The organism is Paenibacillus tritici, from assembly GCF_018207515.1.
GTDB classification, from domain to species: Bacteria; Bacillota; Bacilli; order Paenibacillales; family Paenibacillaceae; genus Paenibacillus_AQ; species Paenibacillus_AQ tritici.
Genome location: NZ_CP073365.1, coordinates 1,656,851 through 1,674,055, shown reverse-complemented (window position 1 = coordinate 1,674,055; position 17,205 = coordinate 1,656,851). Strand labels below are relative to the sequence as shown.

Below are 17,205 nucleotides of genomic sequence, written 5' to 3'. Positions count from 1 at the left end.
CATGCTGGAAACGAGCCCGCTTGATCAACAATTTTACTTAGTGGACCACAGCTTGATACGGTTCTGAATATGCAGGGTATACGCTTCTTCCATTTCCTTCACTCCGGCCTTATCCAGATCTGCCATATAGGCATCCCAGATTCGATCGAACTCTCCCGGCTTGGACATAATAGCCTCAGGGATTCTCTTCCAGGTGATGTCCTTCATCTTGGCTCCCAGGATCACAGCAGGATCGTCGCTGGCGAGTGACATCGTGTAAGCCGCACCATAAGCTCTGGGCTTAAATTCATCTTCTGACGGGAAAAGATCCTTCCAATGTTCGGCGCCGTATGCTTTCAGCGTTTCCTTCTCCGGTGCGCTGTAACTTGCGGTCAGCTGCTCCGGATAACTGCGGGTAAAGTAATTTCCGGTAGAATCTTTAATACCGTCTCCGTAATGGACCATCAGATTCCAGTAGAGCCCGACACCGGATTCTTTTTGGAAAGCTGCGTTGTCCTTGTCCATGCGTTCCTGTACAGCCGGGATAACCTTCCGTTTACCATTTTCAACACTGTAATGCTTCCCTTCTATTCCCCAGTTGTTCAGGATTTGCCCTTCTTCCGAGGCAAGGTAATCGAGGAACTGAATCGCACGCACCGGGTCCTTGCACTTGCTTGAGATTGAAATACCATAACCTCCGTCAAAGCCGGCCGGCCAGAAGCTGGTGTCCTTGTATTTCTCACTCATCGTGACCGGATAATGCCCATAGGTCTGATCCAATTTTCCGGCAGCCTTTAGCGCATTCTGGGCATCTCCATAATCCCATTCCGGATCAGCCAGACCCAGAACCCGGCCGGAGGCGACCTTCGCCTTGAACTGGTCAGTCTTCTGCACAAAGCTCTCCGGATCAAGCAGACCGATATCGTTCATGTGATTCAGCCAGCGGAAATACTCTTTTTCTTCCGGACGGCGAAAATGATACGTTGCCTGATGGGTTTCCTGATCAATGAAATATTCCCCGTCATCCGGCCCTCCGGTCGTCTGAAATCCCGAATTGGTGACCTGGTACATATGCCAGTCGTCTCCGTTCAGGGAAAGACCGATATTTTTGTTTCCGTTTTCGTCCTTCGGATGCTTGGTGATATACTCCTGGATGACCTTTTCAAAATCCTGTACTGTACGTATTTCCGGATAACCCGCTTCTTTGACAACACGGTGCTGCAGCTCAAAGCCTCCGTCGGCTTTAAACTTCCTCTCATCTACGGAGGACCAGGTTGGAATCGCATAGATAGCCTGGTCATCCAAGCTGTACTTGGTCCGGACAAGCTTATCACCGAGCATTTTTTTGATATTAGGGGCATGCTTGTCGATCAATTCCGTTAAATCGAGTACCGCTCCGGCATCAACAAGCTTGCCGACATCCGCTTTTGCCGCGATCAAATCAGGATAATTGCCTGTGGCTGCAATCAGTGACATCTTTTGAACCGGATCACCCACTGCAAACTCGGCATCCAGGGTCACACCGGTTTTTTCGGCAATCACCTTACCTACTTCATCCTGCATGTTATTCCAATTGGTACTGCTGTCCTCAGAGAAATAGGAGAGCGTGACCGGCTTTACATCCGAACCGGAAGCACCTTCCTTGTTACTGTCCTCTCCGGCACTGGAGCCGTTATTCCCTCCGCAACCGGCAAGCGTGGTCGCTAAAGTCAGTGCAAGCACGGAAGACAGTATCATTCCTTTTTTATCTGGCTTCATGAAGCTAACCCCCTAGATAATGGATAAATGCTATTGGAACAAGAACGGTCTAACTCTTAACAGCTCCAAGCGTCATGCCTTTGACAAAATACTTTTGCAGGAAGGGATAGACGATAAGAATAGGCACAGTGACGACAATCGTGATTGCCATTTTGACCGATTCCGGTGAAATTTGTGACATTCGCTCAGCCATATTCGCCGCGTCCTGGGAATTCGTTGCACTTGTCGTTGTGCTTTGCAGAATTTTCATTAACTCATACTGCAGCGTGGTCAAAGCTTCGTCCGACCCGTTGAACAGATACGTATCGAACCAGGAGTTCCATTGTCCTACCGCGAGGAAAAGGGCTACGGTAGCCAAGGCCGGCTTACACAGCGGCAGTATTACACGCCAGTAAATCGTAAAGTCGTTGGCTCCGTCCAGCTTCGCTGACTCCTGCAGCGCATACGGCAGTCCATCAATGAAGGAGCGGATCACGAAGACATTAAAGGCGCTTACAAGTCCCGGCAGAATGTACACCGCAAAGGTACCGATCAGGTTCAAATCTCTCATCAATATGAATCCCGGAATCAGACCGCCGGAGATGTACATGGTAACCGCCAGAAAGATGGATATAAATCTCCTCGCCTGAAAGTCACTGCGAGCAAGAGTGTAAGCAAGCATTGAACCGCTGATCAGACCTGCTATAGTACCGATAAGCGTCCGCAGTACCGATATTTTAAATCCGGTTATTAAGCTTCCATAAGTGAAAATCAGGCTATAGTTATCCAGCGTGAACTCCCGCGGCCAGATGGTAATCCCGCCCCGGACGGTATCTACTGAATTGTTAAGCGAAATCGCCAGTACGTTCAAGAACGGATATATCGTCAATACGGTTACCACAATCATAGACAGATAAACTACGAATGCCAGTATCCGGTCCTGTGTTGATTTCGAACGGTGGTTGATGTGGAACCCCTCCTCTCTCTCTATCTACATGATGCTTTCGTTAGTAAACCGCTTGAATATACCATTGGCAGCAAACAATAGAAGCAGGCTGATCACCGAGTTGAAAATGTTGATTGCCGTTCCGAAGGAGTATCTGCCCATAGCCAAACCATAATTAAGCGCATACAAATCCAGCACTTCAGAGTAATCAATGACCAGGTGATTCCCCAGCAGAAATTGCTTCTCAAACCCTGTACCCAGTAAATGGCCAATCGACATAATTAAAAGAACGATGATGGTCGGCCGGATGCCAGGCAGCGTAATATGCCACATTTGCCGCAGACGGCTCGCTCCGTCCACCCTGGCCGCTTCGTATAATTCCGGGCCAATCCCGGAAATGGCGGCAAGGTATATAATGGCGTTCCACCCTGTTTCCTTCCATATATCTGAACCGGTCACGATTCCCCAGAATAAGTTCCCCTGTGCCATAAACTGAATCGGTTGATCAATAAGGTTCAGGCCGAGAAGGATATCGTTTACAATTCCGCCGTCCGTGGATAGCATTTTGGTAACGATCCCTGCAGCAACTACCCAGGAGACAAAATGCGGAAGATAGGACACGGTCTGGACGAACCTCTTCATTGCCTGAACACGAACCTCATTGAGGAGCAGTGCAAAAACGACCGGCACGATAAAACCGGCAATCAGCCCCATAAAGCTCATAGCCAGCGTGTTGCGCAGCACCTGATAGAAATGGTCATCCTTGAACAAGGTATGAAAGTGATCAAAGCCCACCCACTTTTGTTCAAAAAAACTCACTCCGGGTCTATATTTCTGGAAGGCCATCGTCCAGCCCCACAAAGGCAAGTACTGGAAGACAAACACCCAAAGTACAAAGGGTACTGACATGTAGTAAAGATACTTCTGATTTCCTAACTCCCTCCAAACGCTCTTTTTTCTTTTTGTGTATACGTTTTCCGTATTCAACGTTATCGTTTTCATACTTCCTCCCCTCTCTCCATAACTATCATAAATTAGAGAAGAGGGGCTTCCTATACCAATGATTTCGGGAAAAATCATCTAGAAATTATGGATTCTTATAATCCGACGGCGACCGGCCTTCATACTTTTTAAATTTGCTGAAAAAGTAATTTACGCTCGTGTAACCCACCTGCTCTGCCACTTCATACACTTTCATTCCTTGGGCCAGCAGTTCCTTGGCTCTCTGGATACGGACCTTGTCCAGGTAGGTGTTAAAATACTCTCCGGTCTTCATTCTGAACAACTGACCCAAATAAGGGGTACTATAGTTCAGCAGCCCGGCCAATGTTGATAATTTCAAGTCTTCCGCATAATGCTTATGAATAAAGTCGATCATCCGCTTGAATTCATGCTCTTTGCCCTGTGTATCAGACTCTTCCACAAAATCCAGAAGAAAGCGGCGGATATCCTCTATTAGCTGCTGTAACCGGTCATGCTGATAGATTCCGTTCAAGAAATGCGAGACCTTCTCCGTCTCTTTCCCTTCTAAACGGGAGGCGGCGGCAAGCTTATGAATGATTCCATTGCAAAGAAAAAAGAAGGCTTGTTTAACGTGATTCTCATCTTGCCGCTGCCCGCAATACATCGCTGCCGCCTCATTCAGCAGCTGCGCTACCATCGCCTTATTCCCTACATCCAGGCAGTAATACAGGCGGAGGATTACATCCCTCATATACTCTTCATTGTTGTCTTCTGTCAAACCGGCAGGTACCGGCGGGCAGACAGGAGGATAATCCGGCTCCAGCAGACGGTCTCTATCACTGAAAAAAGACAGCTTCGCCGCTTCTCTGGCTTTCGAATATGAATTGCAAATAAGTCCGGCTTCGGTAACAGCCCCTCCGGTTGCCGCAATAAACCGGATTCCGGCGGCAATATTCCGGATCTCGCCGTACAGGTTATCACGCCGCTGCGATCCGCGCAGCGGCGTGTTGAGCAGAAGCACCACGTGGGGGGATATGACGGTTACAGCCCCCAGGTCCCGCTCCTCTGCCATTGCCTTCAGCCCGGCCGCCAGCCGGTTGAGCGCATCCGGCAGTTCCACTTCCGGAACACGCGGAACAATTACCACGACTTCGTAGCTGCCGCTCCATAACCCATCAGGTTGTCCTATGCCGGCACCAAGCTTTATCGATTCTCCCGGCTTCTCCTGAGGGACCAGCAGACGATGCAGGTATAAGTCGCGGTCCAGTGTCTCTGCCTGAGGGATTGTCCGCTTGCGTTCTTCCTCTTCAATCCGTTCCCTCACAAGCTGTAAAGTAGCTGACATTTCACCGATATTCACCGGTTTAAGCAGGTATCCGGCCACACCATAACGGATCGCTTGCTTGGCATACTCAAAATCCGCATATCCGCTCAAAATAATAAATTGCGTGTTATGACCAGCACCTCTTACCTGCTCAATGAGCTGCAAGCCATCCATAACGGGCATCCGGATATCTGCTACAACGACTTCCGGAGCTTCCTCCTCAATGATCTTTAAGGCTTCTCTGCCGTTGCCTGCGGCAGCCACAACGGTATAACCCAGGCTTCCCCATGGAATTAGCGTCTGCAGTCCTTGCCTGAGTTTGGGCTCATCGTCCACGATAACGACCTTAATCAACAGGTACACCTCCAGGAATATAAAATGTAATGACAGTGCCTTGTCCCGGCGTGCTCTCAATGTTCAGGGCGCTCGTTCCCCCGTACAGCAGCACAAGCCGGTCGTTCACGTTTCGAATACCGATCCGCTCGCTCTCCTGCTCATGTATGGATTCGGCAAGCTCCGCCCGGATACCCGCGATCCGTTCCGGCGTGATGCCTGCTCCATTGTCACTCACTTTAACTGAGGCACCCTTCGGCACCCTGCTTATTTCAACCCAAACCGTTACTCCCTCTTCGCGGTTATCCAGACCATGGATGATTGAGTTCTCCACCAGCGGTTGGATAATCAACGGAGGGACCGGCATGGTATCCAGATCAGGATCAGACACCAGGCGGTATTCCAAGCGGTCTTCATACCGGAACTTTTGCATATCAAGATAACAGCGCACACGCTCAAGCTCCTTGGACAGAGGAATACTCCCGTTACCGGCCTCCAGGCTGCTGCGCAGAAGCGTACTCAGAAGCCATACCGCTTCCGCGATATCATCCTGCTTGCGTATATGGGCTTCCATGCGGATCGACTCCAACGAATTGAACAGAAAGTGCGGATTGATCTGACTCGCCAGCATCTTGAATCGCATCTCATTCTGTCTCTGCTCTACCAGAATTTTTTGATTATTCGTTTCCTGAACCTCTTGAACCAGCTCATGCACGCTTCTAATAAGCGAATTAAACTGCCTGGACAGTAATCCCACTTCATCTTTGCCGTCAATATGGAGGTAAGCTTCCCAGGAACCGGACCCTACCCTTGTCATATGCTTGCTTAAACGAAGCAGCCTCCCGGACAGCAGAGATGCAAATGCATAGATGAGCACCGCTGCAAAAATCAGGCTGGCGGTTATTACAATGGCCCCAAGCCGAATAACCCGGTTGGCATCCCTCATCATGTCTGAATAAGTAAAAATCGAAATAATGCGCAGCCCGTTCCAGCTGTTCTCGGGTTCCAGGCTCGCGACAACTACTTTAGAGTCTCTGCCGTTGATTACCGTATCGTAACTTCCCTCTTGCCCGGATAGAATCTGTTGGTCTCCATCCATTTCAGATAATTCCCTCCCCCAATAACCGGCCTCATTGGAGCCGACAATCCGGTTTTTGTTATCCACAATCATTGTGGTGAAGGATTCCTGATCGAGAATAGAGCTTAATTGCCGTTGATCTATGTTAATAGCCAGAACGCCCTTACGTCCAAGCGAATCCGCCGAGAACGAACGGATCAGGCTGAGCTGCTCTGATCCGCTTTGTTCATCTTTGATCAGATTCCAGCCGGCAAGCCCTTTTTGTTCTATGGCCTCCTTGTACCAGGTTTTTGCCATGATTCTCTCATCCGGTTGAATGAACTCCCAGTTATTGAGCGCCCCCGGATTCACAACGTACACACGAATGCCGGATATCTCTTTGTACAGCTGAATGTAATCCCGGATATCCGTATACTCCCGGTAGGCTTGAATAACATCGGCGTAATCCTCGTACTGTTGGGTGGCTACTCTTTTCATCCTGTTATCAACCGTCAGCCGGTAAGAAATATCCAGCGGCACCTTAAGCAGCTCCTCCGTCCGTTTTTGAACACGCTCCACGTTGTTTGAAATTTGGGTTAAGGCATCTTTGATAACAATCTCCCGAAGCTTCCCGGTTAAGAACAGACCGGATAACACCAGTGGAAGAACGGCAGCAGAGATAAAGGTAAGGGCCAATTTCTTTTTCATTTTCATATCGTTCATCATGCGGAACAAAAACATCGCTCATCCTCCCGTACCGTATAGGCCGCTTCACGCAAAATGCCCCCTTCTCATAGGAAAGGGGCAGTCATTATTCGAAATTATGATGAATGCATTGCAGTCATTCTCTCGGCGTATCTGTAGCCCGGACTCTGAACCAGCCGCTCTCATAGTCCTTCTGTTGATAGGACAGGGGCAGTCCCAGCTTCATCAGTCTATCTCCCCCATAAATAGACCTAGACCCGCTGCACTCCGGCAGGACTTCATAGCCGAATTCGGGTTCAAGACCGGCGAGCTGCAGATAACTCCGGGGTGCGTTCGGCACCGCTGTCACTTGAAAATAGTAGACCAAGGCTTCCTTCTTGTCCCCGGATACAAACATCCAGGCGGACTGATTGCCTTCAAAAGGACTTTTTAGCCGGTATAAATCCCCTTTTTGGACCAAGCCGCGAATTTCTTTGTAGGTAACGATCTGGCGCCGGACCGTTTCCTTGTCTTCGTCAGTGAATTTCGTCAAATCCAACTCGTATCCGAAATTTCCGGACATAGCAACATTGCCTCTAAAATCAAGCGGAGTTATTCTTCCAACCTGATGGTTCGGCACGGCCGATACATGAGCCCCGATTGCGCTTATGGGATACACCAGGCTGGTGCCGAATTGAATCTTCAGCCGCTCCGCCGCGTCCGTATTGTCACTGGTCCAGGTTTGCGGCATGTAGTAGAGCATACCCGGATCGAAGCGGCCACCTCCGCTGGAGCAGCTCTCGAAAAGAATATCCGGAAACGCCTGTGTAATACGTTCTAACAGCTCATACAAACCAAGCACATAGCGGTGGGCGGTCTCTGCTTGCCGTTCCGGCGGCAATTCGGCAGAACCGATCTCTGTCAGGCACCGGTTCATGTCCCACTTCACATAAGAAACAGGAACAGCGGAAAATATAGCAGAAAGCGAGTCGAAAATATAATCGCGCACCTCCTGGCGGGCATAATCCAGAACCAGCTGCCATCTGGCTTCGCTGCGTCTGCGTCCCGGGACATGAAGGCACCAGTCCGGATGCCTGCGGTACAGCTCGCTGTCCGGAGAGATCATCTCCGGTTCAACCCAGAGCCCGAACTTCAGCCCCAGCCCGTTAATACGTTCCGCAACATCAGCCAGTCCGCCGGGAAGCTTCCGGCGATCCTCGAACCAGTCGCCCAAAGAGGAATTGTCTGAATCCCGTTTACCAAACCAGCCGTCATCCAGTACAAACAGCTCGATCCCCAGCTTCGCCCCTTCTTCCGCTATGGATACCAGCTTGTCTGCGTTAAAGTCAAAATAGGTGGCTTCCCAGTTATTGACCAGAACAGGGCGCTCCTCATCCCGGTGCCTTCCCCGGCACAACCGGGTGCGATACAGACGATGATACGTCCGCGACATCTCTCCCAGTCCTTGTCCGGAATAGACCATGACCGTTTCCGGTGTCTGAAAGCTCTCACCGGGACCAAGCAGCCATGCGAAATCAAAGGCATTGATGCCAATGCTGAACCGGACAGAGCCAAAGGAATCTACTTCGGCATCCGCCTCAAAGCCGCCGCTATATACAAGACTGAACCCGAAAGCTTCACCTTGAGCTTCCGTCGTCTCGGGAGTGACCAAAGCGGCAAAAGGATTAAACTGATGGCTGCTCATGCCTCTTTTACTGTCAATCCGGGTCTCTCCTTGATGAAGCGGTGTACGGGTAATATTCCCCTCCCTGGCCCAGGCGCCGGAAAGATACATCATCTCTAAATCCCGTCCGCCAGCAAAGTCGATGCTTGCACTCAAGGCGCGGCGAAGCCGTAACTCCTGTCCGCCTGCATTGCTGAAATGGGCCGAGCGGACGATCACGTTCCGGTCTGCGAAGATACTGTAGCACAATGTTACCTTCAGACTCGAATACGCATCGGTTAATTCCAGCTCCAGCGTGTCCGCCTCCGCCTCATCCTCGGTATATACGGCCGGAAGACCGGCCAGAGACGGCTTACCCTTAGTCACCCGGTAACCCGTGTATGTCAGCTCTGTAATCCGTGTTCCATCTACAAGCTCAACCTGATACGCCGGATTGCGGAAGTCTCCGCTTCCGTATTGCGGGTATTCTTGCGGCAAGCGGTCTAATCCGGCGGTATCCGGGGTATGGATAAGCATATCGGACATTGGCTCCCGGTGATTCAGTTTGCTTCCCCAATAGATATGTACCGGGTACCCGTCTATAATTTGAATGATATAACTCATACCCGATGACTGCAGATGAAACAGCCCTGCTTGTTCCTGAACGATGATGCCCATGACCTAACTCCCCTCTTCCGATAAGCACACCCTATTCATTCATGGTGTAATACTTGATTAATACTTAACCTAATGATGTTTGTTCCTAAAAGGATATACTATCTATACACATTAAGTACATAGCATGATGATCACTAAATATGTTATAATGCTTGAAATTAATTTCAAAGGAGTTTTGCTGTGATTGAATATTTGCCCCGCAGTAAGCAGCATATAGGATTACATCTTAATCAGTTTGGCAATGAGGAATGCCTGCCGGGTCACTTCTTCGGGCCGGCGGTAAGGAGTCACTATTTACTCCACTATGTTGTAGATGGGGAAGGGTTCTTTGAGGTTGACGGTACCCGTTATGAGCTGCGGAGAGGACAAGGCTTTTTGATATGTCCGGATATAATCACATACTATCAGGCCGGAACCGCGAACCCCTGGTCTTATTGCTGGTTCGGGTTTGAAGGGACCTCTGCGGAGACGCTTCTCAAGCAAGCAGGTATATCGAAGAGCTCCCCTATCTTCTGCTATGACCAGGACAATAGGATTGAACAGTACTTACAGATGATGATTGAATCGGGTGGATTAGGTAAAGCCCGGGAAACCAAGCTGACGGGTCTGCTGTATTTATTACTGTCTCTTCTGATTGAATCCAGTCCGGTGACTTCCCCAGAGTATGAATATACGGAATCAAGAACAGAGATTTATGTCGAGAAGGTAACGAATTTCATTGAAATGAACTATCCGTATAAGTTCACCGTTGAGGATATCGCCCGGTTTATCGGACTCAACCGAAGCTATTTGTGCTCGTTGTTCAAGCAGAGCATGCATCTCAGCATTCAGGAGTATCTAATCCGCCATAGAATTAATAAGGCATGCGAAATGATGGGGAACACCGGGCTGTCTATTGCTGACATCTCCAGGTCCGTAGGCTACAACGATCCCCTGCTGTTCTCCAAAATGTTCAAGAAGGTAAAGGGCTCCTCCCCCAAACATTACCGCGCCGAAATCAGCCCAACCTGATACGAATTAAAAATAAACCAATGCCGACCGGTCACGCGTCGAATTGGTTTATTTTTATGTTTCCTGATATTCATCCCTTTTCTCCCTTTCTCTATGGCATTCGTGACAATGCTTTTGTAATACCAGATGGTTACCACGGTAAATATCAAATAGATAACAATTTACGCTGCCATACTAATGATGATTGGGGTAATCATACTTGTGGCGATGAGAATAGAACCTACTTTAAGAGCAAAGGCAGCGTAAATTAACCCTACACCCAGGGGAATTAAATAAACAAATAGCTGTTTACGGATGATGCCTTTCATTATATCGCCCACTTGAAATCCGAGCTGACGCAATGTCCGGTAATGGTTTTTTTCTTGTTCAGCCTCAGTCATTTGTTTGAAGTACAGAATACTTCCCGTAGAGAGGATGAACACAAAACCTAAAAAGCCGGCGATGAAAACAGGTTATCTATTGGCTTCTGAGTTACTAACTTATGCCAAACAATCTTCAAATGGTGGCTCATACACTCCATACTATAAAAGTCAGGCAAATGGAACTGCCGAATTAGCGAGACTTAGAACTACTCAATCCACCGGATCTGGTAGTGGAGCCTTTTCAAAAGGTTCTAGTACTAAAGATAATGATCTATATTATGCTATTCATAATTATAATTACAAATGGAATAACGGAACCGTTAGTATTACAGATAGATATGATTATGCCGTTAATGCTGATTATCAAGGTATAGCCGGAACTGCCGTAAATACAATGTGGCTTGCTCAATCAAAGGGAGTTATTGTCCCCTTTCTTGTAGTAATGAATTTCTAGTCATTCTTAAATAGTGTTAATTTTAATTATACCCATATATTTACAAATTGTGCTCTCACTATTAAAAATAGAGGATATGATTTGATGAAAAACACAAGAGTAATTATTGGTGGATTCGTTATTTTAATAATCTTATTAGCAGTGTTGTATAAAGGTTATTTTGATAGTAGTAAAGAAATAGAATTTTTTAACGATAAGTTCGGAATACAACTGCCAAAAAAAAGCGAAATTATACTGAGTAAGAAATCATATGGGGCAATGGGAGATGGGTATCGGGTGTATATCTATCAAGTCGATTCTGAGAGTATGAAAATAATAGCGGAAAAGGGCCGCGAGAATCATTGGTCCGAACTCCCGCTTCCTTCAGATTTTGCGGCTTCATTTTCCAAAAAGATCAGGGCCATAACAGATGAGACAACTTCTAAACTAATACCACTCAATGCTGACAAAGGATACTTTGTGATAAGAAATAACCAAACCAACGCTTCAATTTCAGGGACTGATGTATTTAACTCCAGCTTCGACAATGTAATGATTGGAATGATGAATCTTGATAAAAATAGAATTTACTTATTATCGTATAACATGTGAGCAGGATCATGATATTTGATACCGCCAAAATTAGCTCCAGCTTTAAGAAGAGGACCAAGAAACTTGGTCCTCTTCTTAATGTATAGTTTAATAGGCGAAATGGGCCCATGCAACAAAATAGCTCAATACGAGCGACACATAACGCATCATGTCACTTAACATGTCTATTAACCACTATTAAAATTACATTTTTTAATAAATATAGTATTTAATCTATCTTAAAACCGCATAAATATATTAAATTATTAATATTTATTGACTGAATAGATTAACGGTGTTATATTTCCTAACATATTAAAAATATACATATAGGAAAAGGAGATTGCCGTTATGAATAAGTTCAAACGTCTGCGTAAAACTAAAAAGCAGGTTATGGCCACTTCCATTGCCTTATCTGTGCTTGCGTCGGGAGTCATTCCGTTTCAAACTGCTGATGCTTTAACCCGGGTGACTTCAGCAAGCGGCACGGTATGGGAGATTCACGATGTTTTTGCGCCCAGTTTAGATACGGGAAGTTTACGTACAATTGGCACTACACAAGTACAAGGCTTCGGTAATATCTTCGTGAAGGTGTCCTCGCCTTCCGCTTCACTGATGAATGGTCAAATGATGCGCGGGTTTAACCTGAAATACGATGGCGTTAATAAGTTTACCTCGGCTCAATCTGTAAATCTGGGCAATGTAACAGTTACCCGTGATGTCTATGTGGATACTATTAATAATCGAACGAGATTCTTTGATACTTTTACGAATAAGAATGATATAGCTGTCAAGGTTGATGTATCCTTCGGCGGCTCTCTAGGCTATGGTACCGGGGCGAATGCTTCCGTAGTTAAGGCAACCTACTCCGATGATCTTGAGGTGACAACAGATGATTCATGGATTGTTGTCGACAGCAGCGCCAGGAACAATAAGCCGTTAGGCGTTGCCGTCGGGTCTCCGCATCCATTTAATAATGGATTAAGTGCTCTGGGTAATCAGCAGCAGAATCCATTCACCACCCCCTTAGCCAAGTCCGGAAATGAGGCGAATTTCTACGGGTTCATTAATACATTACATATGGAGCCGGGCCAGTCGAAATCCCTGGTGCATTATGTACAAGTTGGAGAGGCCGGTGAAGATGGGCTGAAGAAGCTGGTGACTGTGCTAAATGGACTGAATAGCCAGTTGGATATAACCGGCTTAACCAACGCCCAGATCCGTTCCATTAGTAACTGGGATATATCTGCTATCGAGGGGCTTGATACTGGAGATACCCTGGTTATTCCTGAGGCTCCTGCAGCCAAATCATTCGTAACCTCCTCCCCTTATGATGTTACGAATAAGTCCATTGCAGACATGCAGCAGGACATGATTAGCGGTAAAGCTACTTCGGTACAAATTACTCAAGCCTATCTAGATCGAATCAAGGTATACGATGAAGGCCAACTTGGATTCCATGCCTTCCTGCATGTCTCTCAAACTGCGCTCAACCAGGCAAGAGCTGCTGACAATGCCCGTGCCCAAGGTGCAACAGGTGATCTGCTCGGTATTCCAATTGCGATAAAGGATATCTATGATACCAAAGATATGCCTACCACAGGCGGCAGTAAAGCGCTTGAAGGCTGGCAGCCGGATTCGGATGCCTTCCAGGTGAATAAGCTGCGGGAAGCCGGAGCTGTCATTATTGGTAAAGTAAACACTTCGGAGTTCGCTAACAGCGGCAGCTTTAGTGAGAGCGGCTGGCAGCAGACCTGGAATGCACTGTATCCATCCAAAACCTCTTTTGGCTCCAGCGGCGGCTCGGCCGTATCGGTGGCAGCTGATTTCGCAGCAGCAGCTATGGGATCGCAAACAGGGGTCTCCCTCTACGCACCTACGACAGGCGCCAGCTTAAAAAGCTTCCGTGGTACAGACGGCATGGCCAGCACTACAGGCGTACTGCCGCTCACGTGGGGACAGGATTATGCAGGTCCCATTGCCAAAACAGTAACGGACCTGGCCATTATGCTGAACGCTACAACGGGTACCGATCCACAGGATATTTTCACAGTGACTGCCGATGCAGATCATAAGCGTCCAGTGGACTGGAAGGCAGCTCTGGACACCAATGCATTGAAAGGAAAGAAAATCGGATACATTCCTGCATCCTTTATCTCCGGTTATGCTGATGATGATACGGGACAAGCCGTCATGAACAAGTTCTCCGAGCTTCAAGCAGCAGGCGCAACCATGGTTGAAATGTCGGCAGTACCGTCAGGTCCTGCCCGCCCTGCAGGCATTAATGGATCTACTGAAGGCTGGGCGCGCTATATTGAGCTTCATAAGGACTTCCCTTACCCGGATGGGGCAAGTGTACTGGCTTCGGATAAGGTGCTTATCTATAATCAGAGAGGATATACCAAGCCTGAGCGGATGACTGAACAGGCGGTACAAGATTACATCAAATATAGAACGGACTATAAGCAAGTGATTAAAGGCTGGATGGACGAGAATGGTGTGGATGCCCTGGTATATGCCGGTTTCATCAGTGACGTATATAACAATGATGCCTCCGCCTCTCAATTAAGCTCTGACCGCAACACGGGCGTATTAACATCTACGGTCGGTCTCCCTACGGTAGTAGTTCCTGTAGGAACGAACGACAGCGGATATTCGATCTCTATGCAGCTTGTGGGCAGAGCATGGGACGATGCCAAAGTTCTAGGTATGGGCTATGCTCTTGAGCAGCAAAGTAAGGCCAGACTGCTTACAGCCTTCGCTCCAGCTCTTCAATATGTCTCTAACCCTGCTACTCCTGATCCGGTAGATAATGGACCAAGCAATCCAGGTCCTGGTGGAGGTTCCGTAACTCCCCCTGTAACAGCAACGCCTACACCAACACCGGCTCCTACAGCAACACCAGCACCAGCAGCAACCGCAACACCAACACCTAAGCCGGAGGTTGTCAGTTTCCCAGATACCCTTAATCATTGGGCCAAAGCAAGCATTGATGTGCTTATTGCCAAGGGGTTACTAACGGGTTATTCCGATGGAACCTTCCGTCCGGGTACAGGCTTGACCCGCGCCGAAGCCGTTAAGGTCATTACAACGCACATGGGACTTGATGGACAAGCAAGCAGCTTCACAGATGTATCCGGGGCGCATTGGGCCAATAAGTATATCGGCGCAGCTGCCGGATCAGGTCTGATGAACGGATATAGCGACGGCACCTTCCGCCCCAATGCGAAGATTAGCCGCAGTGAATTAGCAACACTGATCACTAGAGCCTTTAAGCTGACGGGTACCGGAAATACAACATTCAAAGATGTTAAAAAAGAGGCCTGGTATTATAACTCCATTGATGCACTGGCATCCAATAAAATTATTACCGGATACGAAGATAGTACCTTTAAGCCTGCAAAAGATATTACCCGGGCAGAGTTTGCAACAGTGGTTTCCAGATTACTGGAGACTGCGAATTAAGAGGTTCAATCCATAAAAGACAAGGCCATCCCGAAAAGGATGGTCTTTCTCCTGTTTGCAAAACATCTGGGCAAGCTTGCTCCGAGCGTATCTGGCGTTGAACGTCAGGGTTGCGGTATGATGAGGTTGGGAGGTGCAAAATGTCAAAAACGATATTAGTGGTAGACGATGATCAAGAAATCGTAAAACTCATCACCAAAAGTTTAAGGTACGAGCAATTTGAAGTCATCACAGCCAGTTCCGGAGAAGAAGCCTTATCTGTAGTGAATGATAATCACATTGATTTCATCGTTCTGGATATAGTCATGCCTGATATGAATGGGCTTGATGTCTGCCGGAATATCCGGACTTCCTATAATGTTCCCATCCTTTTTTTAAGTGCGCGTGATCAGGATATTGATAAAATCGTCGGTCTCGAAATAGGAGCAGACGATTACATGACCAAACCGTTCAGTATTCAGGAGCTGGCCTCCAGGATCAAGGCCCATTTCCGGAAAGTGGACAGGCTGCATAAAGAGTGGGATGAGCTTAGTCCCGGTAAAGAAAAGGCGGACGCTCCGCTTATTTTGAATGATAAAACGTTTGAAGCCTTCTTGCATACCCGGAAGCTCGACTTATCCGCGAAAGAATTTCAAATTCTGTCTATCCTTATGCGTCATCCCAATCAGGTACTCAGCCGTGAGCAGATCTATGAGAAGGTCTGGGGGGACGAGTACGGAGAGATCAATACCGTAACGGTTCATATTAAGAATATCCGCAAGAAGCTGGGTCCTGAACATAACTTCATTAAAACCATTTGGGGTATAGGCTATAAATATACGGAAAGAGAGCAATAAGATGAAACTGAAAATAAAACTTCCCCTCTTATTCCTGCTGATGCTTCTCATTCTTATGTTTTCCATTGGAATCTACCTGAAGTTTATCTTTGCAGTGTATTCTCCTATACGCACCACCTTGCTGGACTCCCGATATATAGCCTTGCTGCTGCCCATCTTTGCCATCGCGGGTTGCATATTTCTCATTCTGATCATCTATATTTATAGAAGCATAGAGAAGCCCATCCGGCTTCTGAATACCCGGCTGGGGGAAGTCAATGTGGTCCATCCCCTGCCTCCGCTGGCTTCGAGAGGTAATGACGAGATCGGAGAGCTGTACAAGCACTTCAATAAGATGGAGCATAAGCTGCAGCTCGCCCACAGAGAACAAACCGATATGATTGCAGCCATCGCCCACGATTTGAAGACACCCCTTACCTCTATTAACGGCTTCACCGAACTGCTGGCTACACATGGGGACTTACCCGACACTGAAAAGCAGGAGTATTATGAACTGATTCAAAAGAAGTCCGCCTATATGGTCGAGCTCATCAATGATCTCTCCAGCTTCACCAAACAAAAACTGGAGCTGGAATCCATGGTAGCCGGTCCTGTAAGGGCAACAGAGTTATTTGAAGACATTGCTTTTGAATATGAGGTTGAGCTGGCTGGACTTGACAACGAACTGACCTGCCGCCATTCATTCACGGACAGTATCTGGCTAAGGGTCAATGAACCGATGATCCGCCGGGTGTTCGGCAACCTCTTCAGCAATGCTGTAAGATATGGGGGGAAGAATAAGCTGAACGTGTATATGACCGGATACCTGCGGGAGCATCATGCCTATTTCCAGATCGAGGATAACGGAATTGGCGTGCCGGATAAGGATCTCTCCTCTCTGTTCCTTAAATTCTTCACGGTGGATAAATCGCGGCAAATCCAAAAGGGCGGCCTTGGGCTGGGCCTGGCAAGCTGTAAATCTATTATTGAGCATCACGGGGGAGAGATTACGGCCTTCTCTTCCGAATATGGCGGTTTGGGGATACGATTCAGCCTCCCCCTGGCTTCGCTTCACTGATTGTGGGTAAGCACTTCTTCTTCAACAACCAAAGATTACAGGCTGCTGCCGGGTGTGACACCCAGGCAACAGCCTGTTTGTTTTTT

The 17,205-nt window shown here is 47.7% G+C and carries 13 protein-coding genes; 6 read left to right on the top strand and 7 right to left on the bottom strand.

Annotated features, from left to right (window positions below; genetic code table 11):
• Positions 1 to 33: 33 nt before the first annotated feature.
• From KDC22_RS07210 to KDC22_RS07185, 6 genes are all read right to left on the bottom strand, one after another.
• Positions 34 to 1,737 (bottom strand): ABC transporter substrate-binding protein, encoded by a 1,704-nt coding sequence (locus KDC22_RS07210; protein ID WP_211722533.1) that lies wholly within the window; start codon positions 1,735 to 1,737, stop codon positions 34 to 36.
• Positions 1,738 to 1,786: 49 nt separating this feature from the next.
• On the bottom strand, positions 1,787 to 2,623 hold the full coding sequence (locus KDC22_RS07205; protein ID WP_246553360.1) for a carbohydrate ABC transporter permease: 837 nt from the start codon (positions 2,621 to 2,623) through the stop codon (positions 1,787 to 1,789).
• A gap of 84 nt (positions 2,624 to 2,707) precedes the next feature.
• A complete protein-coding gene (locus tag KDC22_RS07200) occupies positions 2,708 to 3,664 on the bottom strand; it encodes an ABC transporter permease (protein WP_173131409.1) in 957 nt (318 codons plus the stop codon).
• Between the two features lie 85 nt (positions 3,665 to 3,749).
• Positions 3,750 to 5,312 carry a response regulator transcription factor gene (locus KDC22_RS07195; protein ID WP_246553358.1) on the bottom strand — a complete coding sequence of 521 codons (1,563 nt, stop codon included), beginning with the start codon at positions 5,310 to 5,312 and terminating at the stop codon, positions 3,750 to 3,752.
• Positions 5,296 to 7,080 carry a sensor histidine kinase gene (locus KDC22_RS07190; RefSeq protein WP_211722531.1) on the bottom strand — a complete coding sequence of 595 codons (1,785 nt, stop codon included), beginning with the start codon at positions 7,078 to 7,080 and terminating at the stop codon, positions 5,296 to 5,298. Before KDC22_RS07190 ends, KDC22_RS07195 begins: the two co-directional genes overlap by 17 nt.
• A gap of 100 nt (positions 7,081 to 7,180) precedes the next feature.
• Entirely contained in the window at positions 7,181 to 9,364 is a 2,184-nt protein-coding gene (locus KDC22_RS07185; protein ID WP_211722530.1) for an alpha-galactosidase, read from the bottom strand.
• A gap of 180 nt (positions 9,365 to 9,544) precedes the next feature.
• On the opposite strand from KDC22_RS07185, the gene KDC22_RS07180 reads away from it, so the two are divergent.
• Positions 9,545 to 10,375, top strand: a complete 831-nt coding sequence (locus KDC22_RS07180; RefSeq protein ID WP_211722529.1) for an AraC family transcriptional regulator — start codon at positions 9,545 to 9,547, stop codon at positions 10,373 to 10,375.
• 161 nt (positions 10,376 to 10,536) lie between these two features.
• Here the strand turns inward: KDC22_RS07180 and KDC22_RS33355 are convergent, their stop codons facing one another.
• The gene (locus tag KDC22_RS33355) at positions 10,537 to 10,797 is read right to left on the bottom strand and encodes an FtsX-like permease family protein (protein ID WP_343221945.1); all 261 of its coding nucleotides are present in this window, start codon (positions 10,795 to 10,797) and stop codon (positions 10,537 to 10,539) included.
• Positions 10,798 to 10,816: 19 nt separating this feature from the next.
• Here KDC22_RS33355 and KDC22_RS07170 point away from each other — a divergent pair, with 19 nt between their 5' ends.
• From KDC22_RS07170 to KDC22_RS07150, 5 genes are all read left to right on the top strand, one after another.
• On the top strand, positions 10,817 to 11,191 hold the full coding sequence (locus KDC22_RS07170; protein ID WP_211722528.1) for a hypothetical protein: 375 nt from the start codon (positions 10,817 to 10,819) through the stop codon (positions 11,189 to 11,191).
• An 84-nt stretch (positions 11,192 to 11,275) separates the two neighbouring features.
• Positions 11,276 to 11,782, top strand: a complete 507-nt coding sequence (locus tag KDC22_RS07165) for a hypothetical protein (protein WP_211722527.1) — start codon at positions 11,276 to 11,278, stop codon at positions 11,780 to 11,782.
• A 330-nt stretch (positions 11,783 to 12,112) separates the two neighbouring features.
• Positions 12,113 to 15,226 carry an amidase family protein gene (locus KDC22_RS07160; protein WP_246553354.1) on the top strand — a complete coding sequence of 1,038 codons (3,114 nt, stop codon included), beginning with the start codon at positions 12,113 to 12,115 and terminating at the stop codon, positions 15,224 to 15,226.
• 140 nt (positions 15,227 to 15,366) lie between these two features.
• Positions 15,367 to 16,062: a response regulator transcription factor gene (locus KDC22_RS07155; protein WP_173130834.1), complete on the top strand. Its 696-nt coding sequence runs from the start codon at positions 15,367 to 15,369 to the stop codon at positions 16,060 to 16,062.
• Position 16,063: 1 nt separating this feature from the next.
• On the top strand, positions 16,064 to 17,119 hold the full coding sequence (locus KDC22_RS07150; protein ID WP_211722526.1) for a HAMP domain-containing sensor histidine kinase: 1,056 nt from the start codon (positions 16,064 to 16,066) through the stop codon (positions 17,117 to 17,119).
• Positions 17,120 to 17,205 lie beyond the last annotated feature (86 nt).

Excerpts from the sequence above, each read along its gene's own strand:
- KDC22_RS07185 (WP_211722530.1), bottom strand. The coding sequence starts at position 9,364 with ATGGGCATCATCGTTCAGGAACAAGCAGGGCTGTTTCATCTGCAGTCA.
- KDC22_RS07155 (WP_173130834.1), top strand. The coding sequence starts at position 15,367 with ATGTCAAAAACGATATTAGTGGTAGACGATGATCAAGAAATCGTAAAA.
- KDC22_RS07170 (WP_211722528.1), top strand. The coding sequence starts at position 10,817 with ATGAAAACAGGTTATCTATTGGCTTCTGAGTTACTAACTTATGCCAAA.
- KDC22_RS07150 (WP_211722526.1), top strand. The coding sequence starts at position 16,064 with ATGAAACTGAAAATAAAACTTCCCCTCTTATTCCTGCTGATGCTTCTC.
- KDC22_RS07210 (WP_211722533.1), bottom strand. The coding sequence starts at position 1,737 with ATGAAGCCAGATAAAAAAGGAATGATACTGTCTTCCGTGCTTGCACTG.
- KDC22_RS07190 (WP_211722531.1), bottom strand. The coding sequence starts at position 7,080 with ATGTTTTTGTTCCGCATGATGAACGATATGAAAATGAAAAAGAAATTG.
- KDC22_RS07200 (WP_173131409.1), bottom strand. The coding sequence starts at position 3,664 with ATGAAAACGATAACGTTGAATACGGAAAACGTATACACAAAAAGAAAA.
- KDC22_RS07205 (WP_246553360.1), bottom strand. The coding sequence starts at position 2,623 with ATGATTGTGGTAACCGTATTGACGATATATCCGTTCTTGAACGTACTG.
- KDC22_RS07160 (WP_246553354.1), top strand. The coding sequence starts at position 12,113 with ATGAATAAGTTCAAACGTCTGCGTAAAACTAAAAAGCAGGTTATGGCC.
- KDC22_RS07165 (WP_211722527.1), top strand. The coding sequence starts at position 11,276 with ATGAAAAACACAAGAGTAATTATTGGTGGATTCGTTATTTTAATAATC.